The organism is Actinokineospora iranica, from assembly GCF_900101685.1.
Classification (GTDB): Bacteria; Actinomycetota; Actinomycetes; order Mycobacteriales; family Pseudonocardiaceae; genus Actinokineospora; species Actinokineospora iranica.
Genome location: NZ_FMZZ01000001.1, coordinates 957679 through 975029 on the forward strand (window position 1 = coordinate 957679; position 17351 = coordinate 975029).

Here is a 17351-nt window from a genome sequence, read left to right on the forward strand (position 1 = left end):
GCATTCAGCCCGCCAAGGTGTCCTCGCCCAGAGCGGCGCGCAGCCGCTCGAGCGTCTTGGCCAGCAGGCGGGACACCTGCATCTGCGACACGCCCACCCTGCGGGCGATGTCGGCCTGGGACAGTCCGCGGAAGAACCGCAGCACGATGATCTTCCGCTCGCGCTCGGGCAGTTCCGCCAGCAGCGGCCCCAGCGCTCGTCTGTTGTCCACTTCGGCCAGGCGCTCGTCCTCGTAGCCGAACCGGTCTCCGGACGGCTCGGCGAGCCGGGCGTCCAGCGAGGTCCCCTGCTTCGCCGCGCTGGCCACCAGCGCCTCGTACACCTGTTCCCTGGGCAGGCCGAGGTGCTCGGCGAGCTCGCTCGGCTTGGGCGCGCGGCCCAGTTTCTGGCTCAGCTCGTTGCGGCCCGCCGCGATGGTGACATGCAGCTCCTTGAGCTGGCGCGGGACGCGCACCGCCCAGCCGGTGTCCCGGAAGTGCCTGCGCAGCTCCCCCATGATGGTGGGAATGGCGAAGGCGTAGAAGTTCCCCCGGTCGGCCTCGAACCGGTCGACCGCCTTGATCAGGCCGATGGTCGCCACCTGGATGAGGTCTTCGAGCTGGTCGCCGCGCCGGTCGAACTTGCGCGCCAGGTTGCGGGCGAGGTCCATGTGGTCGGCGACGAGGTCGCCGCGCAGCACCGCCCGGCGCGGGTCGTCGCCGTCGAGTTCTGCCAGGGCGCGGAACCGGTCGACGTCCCGGTCGCCGCGGTCGGCTGGGGCGTTCACCGCCGATCCGTTTCCCCTGGCACGGCGCGGAGTTCGACGCGAATGCGGTGCCCGCCGTCGACGGCCTCGACCGACTCGGTGACCGACTCGGCCAGCGCGGTGAGGATCTGCCAGCCCATCGGGTCGGACGACGGGGCGGCGGGGCGGTCCGCGTCGACCACGACGTTCACCCGGATCGCGTGGTCCTCCGGCTCGAACCGGCAGTGCAGCGAGGTGTCGGGCAGCGCGGAGCGCACCAGCAGCGAGCACGCCTCGTCCACGGCCATGCGCAGGTCCTCGATGGCGTCGAGGTCGAAGTCCATCCGCATCGCGATGTCCGCCGCGAACGATCGCAGCAGAGGCACCTGTTCGGCGTCCGCCGACACTCGGACCTCCACGGCACGCACCCCGTGGGCGCGCGCGACCGGGCTGGTTTCGACCTCAGACACGCTTTCCTCCTGCCGTCCCGATACTGGCGAGGACCGTACCGCGAGACCGAAAAATGTGGAGCGGGGTGGGATTCGCGCCTTGCGGCACCCTCACCACCCCGCCCCACAGCGGCAAGCTCGCGGGGCAGGACCCTCCTACGCATACCCGCTCTCGATCACGTTCAAACCATGATCACCGAAAAGAATTTCCGAGGCACGCGAGGCTGAAGGTCCCCTCGCCCGCGAAGTACTGCCCGACCAGGTACGCGGGGTCGGTGGCGAGCATCCGCGCGGGATGTCCTCGCCGTCGTTGTGACGGCGCGCCCAGAGGCCGTCCGCGACGTTCGACAGGTAGTCGGCGTCGTAGTCGCGGTGCGCGCGTCCGCGCGGTTACCCGCACCCGAACCAGGCGGACAACGGGAAGATCGTCCACCCCCGTCAATCGAACATGTGTGCTAAATTGGACGCATGGCCGAGGTGTTGCTGCTGGTGGACGTGCAACGGAACATGCTGCTGCCGCCAGAGCCGGTGCCGGACGCGGACTCCGTCGGCGCTGCCGTCACCGGGTTGCTCGCCCGCGCCCGCACGGCAGGCGTCCCGGTGGTGCACGTGCGCAACAACGGCGGCGTCGGCGAGCCGGACGAGACCGGCACGCCGGGGTGGGCGCTCGTCCACGACGTCCTCGCGGGCGAGCACGTGGTCGACAAGTTCGAGACCGACGCGTTCCTCGGCACGTCCCTGGCCGACCTGGTGGCCGAAGGCGCGGCGATCGCGGTGGCGGGGATGCAGAGCGAGCACTGCGTCCGGGCGACGACCTTGGGGGCGTTAGGGCGCGGCTACTCGGTGACGTTGGCGGCGGGCGCCCACGCCACCTACGACGGCGCGACCACGGCGGCGGCGATCTCCCGGGAGGTCGAGCGCGAGTTAGCCAGCGCCGGGGCCCACGTCGTGCGGCACAGCGAGGTCACCTTCGGGCGGGCGTCGGCACGCCCGTGAGCCTGCTTGGCGAGCGCGGTTCCTGGCCAGGCCCTTGTCGAGGGCTGGGCAGTGAACGGACGGCTACCGAACACATGGCCAGCCTCCCGGCCGCTGGTGATCACGACAGGGTCTTGGACCGCGTGAACCAGGTGGTGGTCAACTTGCTTCAGCGGCACCGCCACTGAAACCGCGCAGCACGAGGAACACCCCCACGCAAGGCGCGTCGCCACGAGGTCCCGCAGCACGAGGACGACGCCACACGAGCCGCGGCCACCCGAGATCTGACTGCTTGAGGTCGGGCTGCTTGAGGCGCTGCCATACGAGCGCCGCCGCGTGGAGTCCCGCCACGGGAGGCACCGTGGCGTGGGATGTCGCCGCTTGCGGGCGCTTCAGCAGACCGGGCGGTAGACCGCCTCGGCTTGGGCGACCTGGTCAGCGCCGACGCGGACGCCTCCCCGTTGTACTCCCTGGAGTGTGTCGGCACGGTCCGGGAGCGCGTGGGCCGTGCCCGCGACGCCGAGTTCACCGACGCGATCACCCACTGGCCGCACCTCGACGCGGGCCGCGAGACCGTTCTCGAAGAGGTCGCCGCCGATGTGCTCCCGTCCGCTGCTCGGCGGTGGGCCACCCGTCGATCCGCCCGTGCCATCGGGGGGTGGTGTTGACAACCCACCCGCGTGTTCATGACCGCTTGGGCGTGCTGCCCTGGCTCACCGAATAAGCAGGCCCGCCCGCAGCAGTTCCTCCTCGACGCGCCACCGTCGGCCTCCCGGACGAGCCCGTCAAGCTCGTGCGGGAGGCCGACGGCGGCGCACGCCTGGACCAGAAGCTCGTCGCAGGCCATACGCGTCGCCTGCTTGCGCGCCGCCGGGATGTGCGGCCCCGGAGCGCACAGCAGGCTGCCGACCCCGCGGAACTCGGGTGCGATCCGCTCGACGGCGGGTCCGGCCGGGGCAGGCGCGGTGCGGCGCGTCCGCCGGAGCCCCCGCGACGCCCGCGGCGCTACCCGCGCCACCAGCGACGGTGACACCACCAGCGCCAGGTAAGCGAGCACGTTGGCCAGCGGGAACTCGGCCAGCTCCCAGGGTAGAGCGGGTCCGCTCCCGGCGCGCGGTCAACGCGGGCGCTCCGGCTTGGGCTCGGTGACCCCGGCCCGTTCCGGGCGGTTGCCCAGGAGTGCGGCTGGCCGGATGGCCGCGGCGCCGAACTTGGAGCGGGCGCGGTCAGCGGCCTGGTCCGCTTCCCGCCAGCCCTGCTCGGGGGCGTCGAGGGCCAGTTGCTCCGCGCCGTTCGCGCCCAGCTGCTCCACCCGCACGCCGATGAGGCGGACCGCGCCGGGCGGGGTCTGCTCGTCGAGCAACTGGGTGGCGGTGCGGTAGATCTCCTGGGTGACGTCCGTGGCCACGGGCAGCGTCTTCGCGCGGCTGATCGTGGTGAAGTCGGCGAAGCGGACCTTGATCGAGACCGTGCGCCCGCGCAGTCCCCGCGACCGCAGGGTGGCCGCGGTGCGCTCGGAGAGCCGCAGCAGCTCGCGCTTGAGCAGGTCCCGGTCGAAGTGGTCGACATCGAAGGTCTCCTCGGCGCCCACGGACTTCTCCGTGCTCGACGGCACCACCGCGCGGTCGTCGTGGCCCAGTGCCAGGGCGTGCAGGTGCTCGGCCATGGCCACGCCGAGCAGGCGTCTGAGCCGGGGCAGCGGCGCGGCGGCCACGTCGGCCACCCGCTCCAAGCCGCTGTCGACAAGGCGCTCTGCCGTGCGCTTGCCCACACCCCACAGCGCGGACACCGGCAGCGGGTGCAGGAACTCGGTGATCTCGCCGCGCGGGACCACCAGCATCCCGTCTGGCTTGGCCAGGCCGGAAGCCAGTTTCGCGACGAACTTCGTCGGGCCGACGCCGACCGAGCAGACGATCCCGTGCTCGGCGCGGACCCGGCGGCGGATCTCGGCCCCGATGGCGGCGGGCGTGGCGCGCAGCCTGCGCAGCGCCCCGGAGACGTCGAGGAACGCCTCGTCCAGGCTCAGCGGCTCGACCAGCGGGGTGATGTCCCGGAAGATCGCCAGGACCCCGGCGGAGACCTCCTGGTACAGCGCGAACGTCGGCGGCAGGAAGACCGCGTGCGGGCAGAGCCTGCGCGCGTGGCTGGTCGGCATGGCCGAGCGGACGCCGTAGGTGCGGGCCAGGTAGTTCGCCGACGACACCACCCCGCGCGGCCCGACGCCGCCGACGACGACCGAGCGGTCGACCAGCTCCGGCCGCTCCCGGATCTCGACGGAGGCGTAGAACGCGTCCATGTCGACGTGCAGCATCGGGCAGCCGGAATCGTCCGGCCACCCGTCCGCACCCGCCCGGTACCGCTCGACCAGGCCCCTCGGCAGGTCACCGCTGCGCCCCATGCGGTGAGCAAACCACAGGCCACCGACAGCGCCCGACCAGTCCCGGACCCGCCCCGGTTCAGCGCCGGGCGATCGCGTGCAGCCGGGTGGCGATGTCGCGCAGCGCGGGAGTGACCGCCGCAGCCAGCTCCAGCTCGGCGAGCGCGTCCGGCGCGCCCGCGCTGACCTCCAGCACCGAGCCGGTGACCAGGTCGGACACCACGCCCTGCCCCTGGATCAGCTCGACGGCGAGATCGGTGTCGGCCAGCAGCGCGCGCAGGCTCTCGGTGTCGAAGCGACGCAGCAGCGCCTCCCCCGCCCCGCCCAGGACGCCCGCCGGGTCGTCCAGCAGCTTGCGGGCGTCCACCAGGCGGCCGGAGATCGCCCGGTGCAGCACGGCCGCGAACCGGTTCGCCACCAGCACCGAGAGCGCCCCGCCCGGGGCCACCACGCCCACCAGCGCGGCCACGGTCGCCTTCGGGTCGTCGACGACCTCCAGCAGCCCGTGCGCCAGCACGAGGTCGGCCGCGGCGGGCGCGACCAGCTGGTCGAGGGCGTCGCTGTCGCCCTGGACGGCGGTGATCCGGTCGGCGACGCCCGCCTCTTGGGCGCGGCGGTGCAGGGTGGCCAGGGCGTTGGGGCTCGGCTCCACCACGGTGACCGCGCAGCCCTCGACGGCCAGCGGAACGGCCAGCACGCCGCTGCCGCCTCCGACGTCGAGAACACGCGGGGCTTCCCCGCCGCGGCGCTCGCGCGCGGCGATCAGCTCGGCGTCGAGCACTCGGCGAACAGCATCCGGTCGCATGGACACGAACTGTAGAGACTCTAAGGTCTAGGACGTGCAAACGGTGGCAGTGCTCAGCCTCAAGGGTGGCGTCGGGAAGACCACGGTCGTGCTCGGTCTCGCGTCGGCGGCCCTGCGTCGCGGCGCGCGCACCCTGGTGGTCGACCTCGACCCGCAGTGCAACGCGACGGCCACGCTCGACCCGGACGAGACCGAGGCCACACTGGCCGACGTCCTGGAGACGCCGCGCCCGTCGGTGCTGCGCGCGGCGATCGCCCCCAGCGCGTGGAGCGACGAGGTGGACGTGATGGTCGGCTCGGAGGAACTCGAGGCGCTCAACGACCCGGACCCCGGCCTGCGGCGGCTGGAGAAGCTGGGCCGGGCCCTGGCCACCCTCAGCTCCCTGCTGGCCGACGGCGAACTGCCCTACCAACTCGTGCTCATGGACTGCCCGCCGTCACTGGGCAGGCTGACCCGCTCGGCGTTAGTCGCCGCCCAAGGCGCCTTATTGGTGACCGAGCCGACGCTGTACGCGGTATCCGGAGCACAACGGGCCTTCGAGGCGGTCGAAGACACCCGACGCGAGCACAACCCCAACCTGGTCCCCCTGGGCGTAGTGGTCAACAAGGTCCGCACCCACTCCTACGAGCACCAGTTCCGCATCGCGGAACTGCGGGAGAGCTTCGGGTCGCTGGTGATGCCGGTGGCGCTGCCGGACCGGTTGGCCGTGCAGCAGGCGCAGGGCGCGTGTATGCCGATCCACCAGTGGCAGACCCCCGGAGCCAGGGAGATCTCCCTGGCGTTCAACCTGCTGCTGGCCCGGGTCCTGCGCACCGGCGGACGCGGACGGCACCAGGCCATCGCGTGGCCGGACACCGACGAGGCAGGCGACGCCGTGGGCGAGTGACACATGCCTGAGGGTGACACCGTTTACCGGACCGCGGTCAAACTGACCGAGGCGCTGGCCGGTGAAACCCTTGTGGTGGGCGAGCTTCGACACCCTCGATTGTCGACTGTGGACCTTCGGGGGCGGGTCGTGACGGGCGTGCGCAGTGTCGGCAAGCATCTTTTTGTGCGGTTCGACCGGAACTTGAGCCTGCGCAGCCATCTCGGAATGGACGGCTCCTGGCAGGTATATGTCCAAGGTGGACGGTGGCGGCGGCCCGCTTTTCAGGTCCGGGCACTGTTGGCGACCGACTCGCGTCAGGCTGTGGGGTTTTCCCTGCATGAGATGGCGCTGGTCGCGACTGATGAGGAAGACCGGCTGGTCGGCCATCTCGGCCCTGATCTGCTTGCCGCCGACTGGGGGCCTGGGCACTTTCGGGACGCCGTCGCGCGGTTGACGGCGCAGCCTGATCGGGAAATCGGGTTGGCGCTGCTGGACCAGCGGGTGATGGCCGGGGTGGGGAATGTGTTCAAGGCCGAAATCTGCTTTTTGCTTGGCGTTTCACCGTGGACGCCGGTGTCTGATGTGGACGCTGAGCGGGCGGTGTCGCTGAGCCGGGAATTGTTGGAAGACAACAAGATGCGAGTGGACAGGGTCACCACGGGGGATATGCGGCGCGATCGGCGGTTGTGGGTTTATGGGCGGCGGACGCCTTGTTTGCGTTGCGGGGGGCGGGTGGTCGCGGGGGCGCAGGGGGCGGATTCGCGGGAGCGGGTGGCTTACTTTTGTCCGGTCTGCCAGCCGGGGGTGAAGCCTGCGGTCTGACCGGGGGGCCTGCTCTCGTGGGCCTGCTCGATGGGGCTTCTGTGGGGGCGTGGCTGTGTTGGTTGGCTCGATGGGAAGGAGTGCGCCTCATTGCTCTACACCGTCCGGCACCTGGCAAGTCTCGGTGCGGTCCGGCACGTGCGCGAGTCTGGCGACGCGGGGCGAGCCGGCGACCGTCCCCCCAGGGCTGGCGGACTCTCGAACCGAGCCCACAAGTGAGCGGGGCTAGCAGAAGAGCAGGCCGCAGGGTTTGCGGGTGGTGGTGGTTGTGGTCGGCTGAGGAGGGGGAGCGGTGGTGGGCGGGGGCGCCACGGTGGTGGTCGGGCGTGGTTTGGGGGTGGTGGTGGGTGGGGGCGCGGCGGGGGGCTGGGTGGTTGTCGACGTGGTTGTGGTGGTCGACGAGGAGGTGGTGGTTGTTGTGCTACTGCTGGTGACCGACGATGACACTGTCGTGGTCACTGTGGCCGTGAGCGAGGGGTCGGACGTCGGGGTGGGGCTGGGTTCCAACGCGGCCTCCGCGGCCGGGCGGGCCGCGGGCACGGCGGGGACGTCGGGATCGGCTCGTATGCCTTCGTAGAACAGGGCTGCTGTGGCCGCGCCGACGACGGCCCCTAATGCCACTCGCCCTGGTCGGGCCAGCAGTTCCCGCACCGCCAGTCCCCCTCGCCCCGGTTACGGCTCGGCTCTCACAGGTGAGCGATATTCACACGCTGCGTATTAGGTCATTCACCCTAGCACCACCCTAACGGGTGACATTAAAAACCCGTTGTCGAGTGGCGGCGGACCGCCTATGTTCGTCGGTACACGAGAGAGGAGGTGGTCCGACGGTGATTTCGTTGAGGACTCGTGAGGTGGCTGTCCGCTAGGACCACCCATCCGAGAACGATGGTTGCCGGCCTGGCGCACACGGCTGACACCGGATCTCCGGTGCCGTAGGCGCGGGCGTGTGGTCGGCGAATACCAGGCAGTCACCCAGCCCTCGGGCTCCCGGGACCCAGTCCGACCCGGGCCCTTCCGCCGCCTTGTCGGAGGGGAGCCAGCCCGGGGGCTGTGCCTTGTCCGGGGACGGTTGTCCACACCTTGTCCCCGCGTCGCCGATGGCTCAGCCCTCGACCTGCTGGAGCTTGCGCCAGGCCTGGCTGGCGGCCCGCTCTGCGGCCTTGGCCTCGCGGCGGGTGGTCTGCAGGAGCCTGCGAGCCTCCAGTTCGGCGTGTTCGGCCGCGTCCAGTTCGGCGGTGAGGTCACGGACGCGTTTTTCCGCCGCCGCCACCCCGGCCTCGGCGTCCCGGACGGCCCGGTCGGCTTCGGCCCGGTCGGCCTCGGCCTCCTTGACCGCCGCCTTGGCTTCCGCCAGGGCCCTGCGCCGCCGGGTGTCAGTCGCGCGTTGCCTGCTCGCCGGTTTGGCCGCAGGTTCGGTCGGCGGGGACGGCGCCAGGGCCAAGCCCGGCCAGGCCTGCTCGACCTGGAGGTCCTTCGCCGAGGCCACCCGGCCCGCCCGCAGGGTCTCCCCCGCTGCCTCGTCGGCGATGGCCGCGGTGAACATGTCCGCCAACTCCCGGGTCACCGACTCGCTCAGGGAGTCGCCCGACAGCGCGACCAGGCGGCGGATCAGCTCGGGGCGGCGCCGGGTCAGTTCCCGCAGTTCGTCCCCGGCCGCGCGGCTGTGCGCCGCGCGGAGGTCGGCGCCGAGAGCGAGCAGTTCGGTCACCGCGTCCGGGTGGGCGCGGACGAGTCGGTTCACCAGCCAGGCCGCGGTGGTGGGCTTGGGCAGCTTCTCGATCGCCGCGGCCGCCGCCTTGTCGCCCGCGGCGCGCGTCTTGCGCGCGAGTTCGCGGCGGGCGGGGATGAACTCCTCCCTGGGCAGGGCGTACAGCTCGTCGGGACTCGTCACACCGTCCATCATGGTCCACCTCGGCGGATGACACGATGTGCGCGTGGTCTACAAGCAACTCGTCCGGCGCACCCTGTTCTCCCTCGGCGACGGCGACCCCGAGATCGCCCACGAGCGCACGATGGCCGCCCTGACGCGCCTGGCCCGCGTCCGGCCCGCGGTGTCGGCGCTGCGCAAGGTGTTCGGGTCGACGGTCGAGCGGACCGTCTTCGGCGTCCGCTTCCCCGGCCCGGTGGGGCTCGCCGCTGGCATGGACAAGGACGGCCGGGCGCTGCGCGCGTGGCAGGCGCTGGGTTTCGGGTTCGTCGAGGTGGGCACGGTCACCCGGCACCCGCAGCCGGGCAACCCGCGGCCCCGGCTGTTCCGGCTGCCGGAGAGCGAGGCGATCGTCAACCGGATGGGCTTCAACAACGCGGGCGCCGACGCGCTCGCCGACCGGCTGCGGGCGCTCGGGCCGATCGGGGTGCCGCTGGGCATCAGCATCGGCAAGTCCAAGATCACCCCCGTGGAGGATGCCGTGGAGGACTACCGGCACTCCCTTCGCGCGCTGCACCCCTTCGGCGACTACTTCGCGATCAACGTCAGCTCGCCCAACACCCCGGGCCTGCGCGGGCTGCAGGACCGGGTGGCGCTCGACGCGCTGGTCGGGGAACTGCGCCGGGAGTCGATCGCGCTGGCCGACGGCGGCGCGCCCCGGCCGCTGCTGGTCAAGATCGCGCCGGACCTGACCGAGGACGCCATCGCCGAGGTGCTGCAGGTGTGCGCCGACCACCAGGTCGCGGGCCTGATCGCCACGAACACGACGCTGAGCCGCGCGGGCCTGGCGCCCGGGGACGCGGGCGCGGGGGCGCAGGCGGGCGGGCTCAGCGGTCGGCCGCTGGCCGAGCGCGCCCGTGAGGTGGTCGGGTTCGTGTCCAAGCAGACCGGTGGAACGCTGCCGGTCATCGGCGTCGGCGGGATCTTCACCGCGGACGACGCGCTGCGGATGCTGGACGCGGGCGCGAGCCTCGTGCAGGTCTACACCGGGTTCATCTACGAGGGCCCGCCGCTGGTGCGGCGGATCAACCGCGCGGTCGCCGCCCGGTGACCTCGCGGCCGTCGCCGCGGTGGCGCAGCCAGCGCAGCAGCGGGTAGGCGGTGACCACGAACATCGAGCCCCAGGCGATGCCGCTGACGGTCATGCCGCCCAGGGTGATCTCCAGGTCCCCGATGCCCGCGACGATCGCCGCCGAGACCACGAGCAGGTTCACCGGGTCGGCGAAGTCGACCCGGTTCGCCATCCAGATGCGCACCCCGACCAGGCCGATCATGCCGTAGAGCAGGATCGTGGCTCCGCCGAGCACGCCGTCGGGGATGGTGTTGACCAGCGCGCCGAACTTCGGGCACAGCGACAGCAGGACCGCGGTGAGCCCGGCGACGGCGTAGGCCGCGGTGGAGTACACCCTGGTCGCGGCCATGACGCCGATGTTCTCCGCGTACGTCGTGGTGCCCGACCCGCCCGAGGAGCCCGCGAGGGCGGTGGCCACACCGTCGGCGATGAGCGAGTCGCCCACGTTGCCGTCGAGGTTGCGTCCGGTGACCGCTGCGACGGCCTTCACGTGGCCGACGTTCTCCGCGACCAGCACGATGACGACCGGGATGACCAGCAGGATCACCGACGGCCGCAGTTGCGGCGCGTGGAACTCGGGCAGTCCGAACCACGCCGCGGCGGCGAGCGCGTCGAGCCTGTTGTCGTCGAGGCCGCCGGTCATGGCCGCCACGACCCAGCCGGTGACGACCCCGACCAGGATCGAGACGCGGGAGAGCAGGCCGCGCGAGACGAGCCCGCACAGCAGGATGACCGCCAGCGTGATCGCGCCGATCAGCGGTTGGCTCCCGAAGGACTTGGTGGCCTCCGGCGCGAGGTTGAGCCCGATCAGCACGACCACCGCGCCGGTCACGACCGGTGGCATGACCGATTCGAGCAGCCGCACCCCCAGCGCCTTGACCGCGACGCCGACGCCGATGAGCAGCAGGCCCGCGACCAGCACCCCGCCGAGTTGCGCCGCGATGCCCTCGCCTCTGGCGGCCTCCAGCGGGGCGATGAAGGCGAAGGACGAGCCGAGGTAGGCGGGGACCCGGTTGCGGGTGATCACCAGGAAGAGCAGTGTGCCCACCCCGGAGAACAGCAGGGTGGTCGTCACCGGGAACCCGGTGATCGTGGGCACCAGGACAGTGGCGCCGAACATCGCCGCGACGTGCTGCACGCCGAGCCCGATGGTCAACGGCCAGCTCAGGCGCTCGTTCGGGGCGACGACCTCGCCGTCCCGCACACGGCGACCGTCTCCGTGCACGGACCACAAAGTCAACGTCGCCCTCCCGCTCCCCCGGCTTGTTGCCGAGCATGGTGCCACAGCACGTAGTCGATCAGTCGATACGACACCGTGATGTTCACACTGATGACCTAATACCCAGTGTGTAAAACCGGTTGCGAGCCGGGCGCGGCTACCCGAAGTGATGCAACCGGTTAGGCCAAACGCCTACCGAGGCATCCAAGAGAGGACCAGCGCGTACGGGTCGCACAGCGTCGCGCGGCCTGCCCCGATCCACTCGACCGCGACGTCGAGCAGGCGGTCCGCCTCCCCGCGGTCGACGCCCGCGCTGTCGACGATGGCCCAGAACCGCTCCTCGTACGCGGGCATCTCGGCGACTCGCGCGGCCACGGTCCGCCGCAGGCGCGAATCCTGGATCATGACGTTCATCGGGCGCTTCCCCCCTCGTGTCTGGCACCGGTGAGACGCGTCGGCACCCAAGGCATGACGGCGCGCCCGCGGAAATCTCGGTGCGGACGCGACCGTGCACCGCCCATCCTCAGCCGGGGACTGGACGGCCCGCAATGTCCACAACGGAATGTCGGTCGATCCGACGAGCCCGGTGCGGAACACGCTCAGCCGCTTACGAAAAAGTAAGTGCTCAGGAGTGGTCGCCCGAGAGGTCGCGCAGCGCGGAGGCCAGGGCGGCGAGGCGGTCCGTCGCGTCGGTCAGGTCGCGGCGCGGGGTGGTGGCCGAACTCGCGGCGACGGCGTGCGCCGCCGCGGCGACGAGGGCGCCGTAGCCGTCGAGTCCCTCGTCCAGTTGGGCGCGCAGCCGCCGGACGCTGCCGGAGAGGTGGCCGCGGTCGGCGGACGGGGCGTGCTCGCGGGCGCGCTCCACGGCCTGCAGCCGCGCCGCGACGGCCCGCAGGGCGGCGGCGGCCTCCGCGCCGGTGTCGCGGGCCTCGGCGACCGAGTCGGGCGGCACGAGCGCGGCCCGGGAAAGCTGCGTCAGCAGTTCGCGAAGGGTGTCTTCCGCTTCGGCGAGCCTGCGCATCGGGTCGCGTGCCTGGGAGTTGCGCGGGGGGAGCGCGACCGGGGCGGGTGGGGCCTCGGGAAGCGGCTCCTTGTGCAGCCGCCAAGTCCGGAAACCGGAGGAGACCGCCGCGACGCCCGAGATGATCGCCGCGCCGATCAGCACCGGCACGCCCGCGCCGGGAGTGGCCGCCGCGGTCTCCAGCACGACGGCGCCTGCGCCGGTGGTGACACCGGCCCCGGTCCACATCTTCGTCGCGCGCGCCGCTCTGCGCCGACGGCGCAGGGCTTTGGCGCGGGGGTCGCGCCAGCCCGTGAGCTTGCCGCGAAGCTGGTCGGCGTAGGGGCCGCGGAGCTGCTGGGCGAGCAACTCGCCACCGATCTTGATCAGCTCGTTCCTCCGCGACCCCATGGCCGGGCCGCCGTCAGGAACCGGCTTGCGGGTTGGCCTTCTGCTCCTGGGCCACCCGCTGCTGGATTTCCGCCTGGATGTTGTTCGGGGTGGCCGCCGGGGTCGTCGCGCCGGTGACCTGGCCCGCGACAGGGCCGCCCGCCATCGACGCGCGGATCTGCTCGAGGCGCGACTGGCCCGCCATCTCGGTGGTGGAGGCCTGGACCTCCATCATCCGGCCCTGCACCGAGTTCTGCGCCAGCTCGGCGGACCCCAGCGCGGTGGTGTACCGCTTCTCGATCTTGTCGCGGACCTCCTCCAGCGACGGGGTATTGCCCGGCGCGGCGAGCTCGCTCATCTGGTTCAGCGAGCGGGAGACCTGCTCCTGCATCTTGGCCTGCTCGAGCTGGCTGAGCAGCTTGGTGCGCTCGGCGAGCTTGTTCTGCAGGACCATCGCGTTGCGCTCGACGGCCTGCTTGGCCTGGGTGGCCGCCTGCAGCGCCTGGTCGTGCAGCGTCTTGAGGTCCTCGATGCCCTGCTCAGCGGTGACGAGCTGGGTGGCGAAGGACTGCGCCGCGTTCTCGAACTGGACGGCCTTCTGCTCGTCGCCCTTCGAGCGCGCCTCGTCGGCGAGGACCAGCGCCTGCCGCGCGGAGGCCTGCAGCTTCTCCACGTCGCCGAGCTGGCGGTTCAGCTTCATCTCCAGCTGGCGCTGGTTGCCGATGACCGCTGCGGCCTGCTGGGAGAGGGCCTGGTGCTGGCGCTGCGCCTCCTCGATGGCCTGCTGGATCTGCACCTTCGGGTCGGCGTGCTCGTCGATCTTCGACGAGAACGACGCCATCAGGTACTTCCAGAACTTCACGAACGGGTTGGCCATCTCCTCCGCCTGCCTTCTTTCCTACTGCCGCCGGACCACTGGACCCCGCTGCCACGCACCGACGAAACGGCAACGCCCCGGCACCGTTGTGGGTTCCATCGTGTCAGGTGCGCCCAGCCGCTTCCACCGCACCCGGGAGAAATCAGGGATCACTCGGAGATCGGCCCCGAGGCCCCGGACCGGCGGTGGGGCGATACCCGGACCTGGCGCTGGTCGACAAGCTCGTCAGCGGTAGCGCCTGCCGCGTCGTCAGCAGGGTTGCCGAGAGGGTTGTCAGGGGTTGCCGAGAGGGTTGTCAGGACGGTTGTCGGGAGCGTGTCGGGCGGCATGGACGGCGCGACCGCGGCTGAGCCGTCGGCGCGGCCGGCACGACAAAGGCCGCCGTCCGGCGCGGACGGCGGCCTCGGCCGATGGCTGGCGCGTCAGGCCGCGAAGACCGCCCCGGCGTGGGCGTTGCCCAGGGACGTGTCGATGCGGTGCGTGAGCGCGGGCTGGATGCGCAGGTCCGCCAGGTTCTCGCCGACCACGGCGGGCACCAGGCGCCCGCCTTCGACGGCGGCGCGCGGAGTCGACTCGCGGGGCCCTTCGAGCGCGTCGACCTGGTCGGGGACGCCCTCGGGCACGCCGTGCTCCACCGAGGTCAGGGCGCCGATGTCGGTCGCCACGTGGTGCAGCAACTCCGACAGCGGCAGCTCAAGGGCGTCGCAGATGGCCGCCAGCAGCTCGCTGGACGCCTCCTTGCGGCCGCGTTCGACCTCGGAGAGGTAGCCCAGACTGACCCGCGCGGAGCGGGAGACTTCCCGCAGCGTGCGCTGCTGGTTGGTGCGGGCGTGTCGGAGCCGATCACCGATCGCCTCGCGCAAGAGCACGGTCATCGCGCACCTCCCTTCCTCGGCGGACCCTGGCCGAGCACCGATCCCGCCCTGGGTCGCTGCCGGAGCGGGGACTGCGCGTGGCCGTCACACTGACAACGTTACCGAGAGGAACTGACACCGCGCAGCGACTTCCCGGGTAGTCCGCCAAGAGCGAACGAGCGGACCGGCTGGAATGTTCCCAGTTGGACCCGGGCGAGGGCGCCGCGGAGCGCGTCCCGTCGGACACCGACCGTGATCGTAACCTCACTCGAAAAGCGTACCTAGTTCCCCGGCGATCAGCTCAAGCGCCGCCCGAACGGCCGCCGCCCGAACGGCCGCGCGGCCGCCGGGCTCGGCGACCACCCTGGTCCGCACACCGGCGCGACCGGCCAGCGCGACGTGCGCGGTGCCCGCGGCCACGCCGCCCTGCGGGTCGGGCCCGGCGACGCCGGTGAGCCCGACGCCGATGCTCGCGCCGCACCGGTCCCGGGCGCCGTGCGCCAGGTGGACGGCCACTTCCGGGTCGACAGCGCCGCGCTCGGCGAGCAGCGCTGCGGGAACCCCGGCCAAGGTCGTCTTCAGGTCGGTCGCGTAGACCACGAGCCCGCCCCGCACGACCGCGCTGGAGCCGGGGACGCTGGTCAGCACGGCGGTCAGCAGGCCCGCGGTGAGGGACTCGGCGGTCGCGACCGTCTCGCCGCGCGTCCGCAGGGCCTCGACCAGCGCGGCGACCGGCGCCGCTGGCAGTCCGGGGACCAGCGCGAGCGCGGTCACGGGGCGAGCGCGCGCAGGCCGCGGGCGCGCAGTCGAATGGCGCGAATCACATAATCGATTCCCGTGACCACGGTCAGCGCGACCGCGAGGCCCATCACCGCCCACGACAGCGGCGTAAGCCAGTCGGGCAGGGGGATCAGGAACAGCGCGATCGCCAGCACCTGGGCGAGGGTTTTGGCCTTGCCGCCGCGGCTCGCCGGGATGACGCCGTGGCGGATCACCCAGAACCGCAGCAGGGTCACCCCGATCTCGCGCACGGCGATCACCAGCGTCACCCACCAGGGCAGCTCGCCGAGCAGGCTGAGGCCGACCAGCGCGGCGCCGGTGAGCGCCTTGTCCGCGATCGGGTCGGCGATCTTGCCGAAGTCGGTGATCAGGCCGTGCTTGCGGGCGAGCCTGCCGTCGACGTGGTCGGTGATGGAGGCGACGCCGAACACCGATGCCGCGACAAGCCGCCAGAAGGTGTCGTGGCCGCCGTCGGCGAACAGGGCGTAGAGGAACACCGGCACCAGGGCCAGGCGGGACATCGTGAGCAGGTTCGCCACGTTGAGCAGCGGCACCTGGGTCGGCTCCGGCAGCGCGGCGGGCGCGGCGGGCGCGGCGGCGGTCACCGGTGGGGTGGGTTCGGCCCGCTCGGCAGCGGGGGCCTCGGTGCACCCCTCGTCGCCGACGGTCTCGCCCGGCCCGCCGGTCGCCGCCGAGCTCACGGCGACTCCACCGCCGCGCGCGGCACGATCTCGATCGGCTCGACGATCAGGTCGACGCCCGCGCTGTCGACCACCCGGCACCGCACCAGGTCGCCGACCTCGAACTTCGCCACGTCGAACTCGTCGCTGTCGAGGACGACGCACTCGCCGTCGACCTCGGGCGCCTGGTGGGCCGCGCGGCCCGCGCAGTCCTCGTCGTCGGACTCCGGGCGCTCGATGAGCACGACCACCTCCGAGCCGATCCGGTCTTCCGCGCGTTGCGCGGTCAGTTCCTCGACCAGTGCGGAGATCCGGGCGACGCGGGCGTCGATGGTGTCGGCGTCGAGCTTGCCGTCGAGCTTCTCGGCCTCGGTGCCGTCCTCGTCGGAGTAGCCGAACACGCCGACCGCGTCGAGCCTGGCCTCGGTGAGGAAGCGGGCAAGCTCGTCCACGTCGGCCTCGGTCTCGCCGGGGAAGCCGACGATGACGTTGCTGCGAATGCCCGCGGCCGGGGCGAGGTCGCGGATCTGGCGCACCAGGGCCAGGAAGGACTCGGTGTCGCCGAAGCGGCGCATCCGGCGCAGCACGCGCTCGCTGGAGTGCTGGAAGGACATGTCGAAGTAGTCGGCGACGTTCGGGGTGGTGGCGATCGCGCGGACCAGGTTCGGGCGGGTCTCCGCGGGTTGCAGGTAGGAGACCCGGACGCGGTCGATGCCGGGGATGCCTGCGAGCCGGGTGAGCACGGCCTCCAGCGCGCCCTGGCCCGCGTGCGCACGGCCGAGGTCCTTGCCGTACGAGGTCGAGTTCTCGCTGACGAGCACCAGTTCGCGCACGCCCTGCCCGGCCAGCCAGGCGCCCTCGGCGACGATCTCGTCGGGCAGCCGGGAGACGAACGAGCCGCGGAAGGACGGGATCGCGCAGAACGAGCAGCGGCGGTCGCAGCCGGAGGCGATCTTGAGCGAGGCCACCGGGGCGTCGTCGAGCCGCTTGCGCAGGATCGTCGGCCCCCAGGCGTGGCCGGGGACGGTCACGTCCGCGGCGGCCTCTTGGCGGCGCACGGGCGTGATCGGCAGCAGGGTGCGCCGGTCGACCGGGGTGTGCGACGGGATCGCGTGGCCCGCGACGATGTCGCCGAGGCGCTCGGCGAGGTCCGGGTAGTGGTCGAAGCCGAGGACCGCGCTGGCCTCGGGCAGGCTGTCGGCCAGTTCGGCGCCGTAGCGCTCGGCCATGCACCCCACGGCGACGACCTTGGCCCCGGTGTCGGCCGCGGCGAGCAGGGTGTCGACCGAGTCCTTCTTCGCCGACTCCACGAAGCCGCAGGTGTTGACGACGATGACGTCGGGCGCCCCGTCGCCGGGGTCGGCGTCGTCGAGGTCGACCAGCTCCCATCCGCCGCCGGACAGGCGGCCTGCCAGCTCCTCGGAGTCGACCTCGTTGCGCGCGCAACCGAGGGTGAGCATGGCGACACGTCGGGACGTGGACGGAGAAGACACGGTCAAAGGGTAACCGCCGGGTGTCCGCGGGCTTGACCC

The 17351-nt window shown here is 72.1% G+C and carries 19 protein-coding genes; 6 read left to right on the forward strand and 13 right to left on the reverse strand.

Features of this window, described 5'->3' with window-relative positions; all coding sequences use genetic code 11:
* Positions 1-4: 4 nt before the first annotated feature.
* Together BLS56_RS04395 and BLS56_RS04400 are read right to left on the reverse strand one after the other, a co-directional pair.
* A complete protein-coding gene (locus BLS56_RS04395; RefSeq protein WP_228771340.1) occupies positions 5-766 on the reverse strand; it encodes a SigB/SigF/SigG family RNA polymerase sigma factor in 762 nt (253 codons plus the stop codon).
* Positions 763-1194 (reverse strand): ATP-binding protein, encoded by a 432-nt coding sequence (locus tag BLS56_RS04400; RefSeq protein WP_091448331.1) that lies wholly within the window; start codon positions 1192-1194, stop codon positions 763-765. The genes BLS56_RS04395 and BLS56_RS04400 overlap by 4 nt, the downstream gene beginning before the upstream one ends.
* Positions 1195-1641: 447 nt before the next feature.
* Between BLS56_RS04400 and BLS56_RS04405 the strand changes: the two genes are divergently transcribed.
* Positions 1642-2169 (forward strand): isochorismatase family protein, encoded by a 528-nt coding sequence (locus BLS56_RS04405; RefSeq protein ID WP_091448333.1) that lies wholly within the window; start codon positions 1642-1644, stop codon positions 2167-2169.
* Between the two features lie 350 nt (positions 2170-2519).
* Positions 2520-2816 carry a hypothetical protein gene (locus tag BLS56_RS04410; protein ID WP_175482655.1) on the forward strand — a complete coding sequence of 99 codons (297 nt, stop codon included), beginning with the start codon at positions 2520-2522 and terminating at the stop codon, positions 2814-2816.
* Between the two features lie 449 nt (positions 2817-3265).
* Here the strand turns inward: BLS56_RS04410 and BLS56_RS04415 are convergent, their stop codons facing one another.
* Together BLS56_RS04415 and BLS56_RS04420 are read right to left on the reverse strand one after the other, a co-directional pair.
* Entirely contained in the window at positions 3266-4546 is a 1281-nt protein-coding gene (locus BLS56_RS04415) for a DNA polymerase IV (protein WP_091448334.1), read from the reverse strand.
* Between the two features lie 58 nt (positions 4547-4604).
* Complete coding sequence (locus tag BLS56_RS04420) at positions 4605-5330, reverse strand: class I SAM-dependent methyltransferase (protein ID WP_091448336.1); 726 nt, start codon at positions 5328-5330, stop codon at positions 4605-4607.
* Between the two features lie 34 nt (positions 5331-5364).
* Here BLS56_RS04420 and BLS56_RS04425 point away from each other — a divergent pair, with 34 nt between their 5' ends.
* From BLS56_RS04425 to BLS56_RS04435, 3 genes are all read left to right on the forward strand, one after another.
* Positions 5365-6216: a ParA family protein gene (locus BLS56_RS04425; protein ID WP_091448337.1), complete on the forward strand. Its 852-nt coding sequence runs from the start codon at positions 5365-5367 to the stop codon at positions 6214-6216.
* A 3-nt stretch (positions 6217-6219) separates the two neighbouring features.
* Positions 6220-7020: a DNA-formamidopyrimidine glycosylase family protein gene (locus tag BLS56_RS04430; protein WP_091448339.1), complete on the forward strand. Its 801-nt coding sequence runs from the start codon at positions 6220-6222 to the stop codon at positions 7018-7020.
* 295 nt (positions 7021-7315) lie between these two features.
* Positions 7316-7597 (forward strand): hypothetical protein, encoded by a 282-nt coding sequence (locus BLS56_RS04435; RefSeq protein ID WP_139190509.1) that lies wholly within the window; start codon positions 7316-7318, stop codon positions 7595-7597.
* 525 nt (positions 7598-8122) lie between these two features.
* Here BLS56_RS04435 and BLS56_RS31240 read toward each other — a convergent pair.
* Complete coding sequence (locus BLS56_RS31240) at positions 8123-8911, reverse strand: hypothetical protein (RefSeq protein WP_175482656.1); 789 nt, start codon at positions 8909-8911, stop codon at positions 8123-8125.
* 43 nt (positions 8912-8954) lie between these two features.
* Here BLS56_RS31240 and BLS56_RS04445 point away from each other — a divergent pair, with 43 nt between their 5' ends.
* Positions 8955-9998 (forward strand): quinone-dependent dihydroorotate dehydrogenase, encoded by a 1044-nt coding sequence (locus tag BLS56_RS04445; RefSeq protein ID WP_091448799.1) that lies wholly within the window; start codon positions 8955-8957, stop codon positions 9996-9998.
* Here the strand turns inward: BLS56_RS04445 and BLS56_RS04450 are convergent.
* The 8 genes from BLS56_RS04450 to rimO form a co-directional block, all read right to left on the reverse strand.
* The gene (locus BLS56_RS04450) at positions 9973-11223 is read right to left on the reverse strand and encodes a uracil-xanthine permease family protein (RefSeq protein WP_324187494.1); all 1251 of its coding nucleotides are present in this window, start codon (positions 11221-11223) and stop codon (positions 9973-9975) included. The two genes, BLS56_RS04445 and BLS56_RS04450, sit on opposite strands and share 26 nt — an antisense overlap.
* Positions 11224-11430: 207 nt before the next feature.
* On the reverse strand, positions 11431-11652 hold the full coding sequence (locus tag BLS56_RS04455; RefSeq protein WP_091448346.1) for a hypothetical protein: 222 nt from the start codon (positions 11650-11652) through the stop codon (positions 11431-11433).
* Positions 11653-11863: 211 nt separating this feature from the next.
* Positions 11864-12649, reverse strand: coding sequence for a phage shock envelope stress response protein PspM (pspM, locus tag BLS56_RS04460; protein WP_091448348.1), 786 nt, complete (start codon positions 12647-12649; stop codon positions 11864-11866).
* Positions 12650-12662: 13 nt separating this feature from the next.
* Positions 12663-13505 carry a PspA/IM30 family protein gene (locus tag BLS56_RS04465; RefSeq protein WP_091448349.1) on the reverse strand — a complete coding sequence of 281 codons (843 nt, stop codon included), beginning with the start codon at positions 13503-13505 and terminating at the stop codon, positions 12663-12665.
* Between the two features lie 422 nt (positions 13506-13927).
* Positions 13928-14380 (reverse strand): helix-turn-helix domain-containing protein, encoded by a 453-nt coding sequence (locus BLS56_RS04470; protein WP_091448351.1) that lies wholly within the window; start codon positions 14378-14380, stop codon positions 13928-13930.
* A 243-nt stretch (positions 14381-14623) separates the two neighbouring features.
* Entirely contained in the window at positions 14624-15133 is a 510-nt protein-coding gene (locus BLS56_RS04475; protein WP_091448353.1) for a CinA family protein, read from the reverse strand.
* The gene (gene pgsA / locus BLS56_RS04480; protein WP_228771389.1) at positions 15130-15744 is read right to left on the reverse strand and encodes a CDP-diacylglycerol--glycerol-3-phosphate 3-phosphatidyltransferase; all 615 of its coding nucleotides are present in this window, start codon (positions 15742-15744) and stop codon (positions 15130-15132) included. Before pgsA ends, BLS56_RS04475 begins: the two co-directional genes overlap by 4 nt.
* Positions 15745-15836: 92 nt before the next feature.
* Positions 15837-17279: a 30S ribosomal protein S12 methylthiotransferase RimO gene (gene rimO / locus BLS56_RS04485; protein ID WP_091448355.1), complete on the reverse strand. Its 1443-nt coding sequence runs from the start codon at positions 17277-17279 to the stop codon at positions 15837-15839.
* Between the last annotated feature and the right edge of the window lie 72 nt (positions 17280-17351).

What these genes read in the sequence shown, in the direction of transcription:
- BLS56_RS04405 (WP_091448333.1), top strand. Translation starts at nt 1,642, where the DNA reads ATGGCCGAGGTGTTGCTGCTGGTGGACGTGCAACGGAACATGCTGCTG.
- BLS56_RS04410 (WP_175482655.1), top strand. Translation starts at nt 2,520, where the DNA reads ATGTCGCCGCTTGCGGGCGCTTCAGCAGACCGGGCGGTAGACCGCCTC.
- BLS56_RS04415 (WP_091448334.1), bottom strand. Translation starts at nt 4,546, where the DNA reads ATGGGGCGCAGCGGTGACCTGCCGAGGGGCCTGGTCGAGCGGTACCGG.
- BLS56_RS04420 (WP_091448336.1), bottom strand. Translation starts at nt 5,330, where the DNA reads ATGCGACCGGATGCTGTTCGCCGAGTGCTCGACGCCGAGCTGATCGCC.
- BLS56_RS04430 (WP_091448339.1), top strand. Translation starts at nt 6,220, where the DNA reads ATGCCTGAGGGTGACACCGTTTACCGGACCGCGGTCAAACTGACCGAG.
- BLS56_RS04455 (WP_091448346.1), bottom strand. Translation starts at nt 11,652, where the DNA reads ATGAACGTCATGATCCAGGATTCGCGCCTGCGGCGGACCGTGGCCGCG.
- pspM (WP_091448348.1), bottom strand. Translation starts at nt 12,649, where the DNA reads ATGGGGTCGCGGAGGAACGAGCTGATCAAGATCGGTGGCGAGTTGCTC.
- BLS56_RS04465 (WP_091448349.1), bottom strand. Translation starts at nt 13,505, where the DNA reads ATGGCCAACCCGTTCGTGAAGTTCTGGAAGTACCTGATGGCGTCGTTC.
- BLS56_RS04470 (WP_091448351.1), bottom strand. Translation starts at nt 14,380, where the DNA reads ATGACCGTGCTCTTGCGCGAGGCGATCGGTGATCGGCTCCGACACGCC.
- rimO (WP_091448355.1), bottom strand. Translation starts at nt 17,279, where the DNA reads ATGCTCACCCTCGGTTGCGCGCGCAACGAGGTCGACTCCGAGGAGCTG.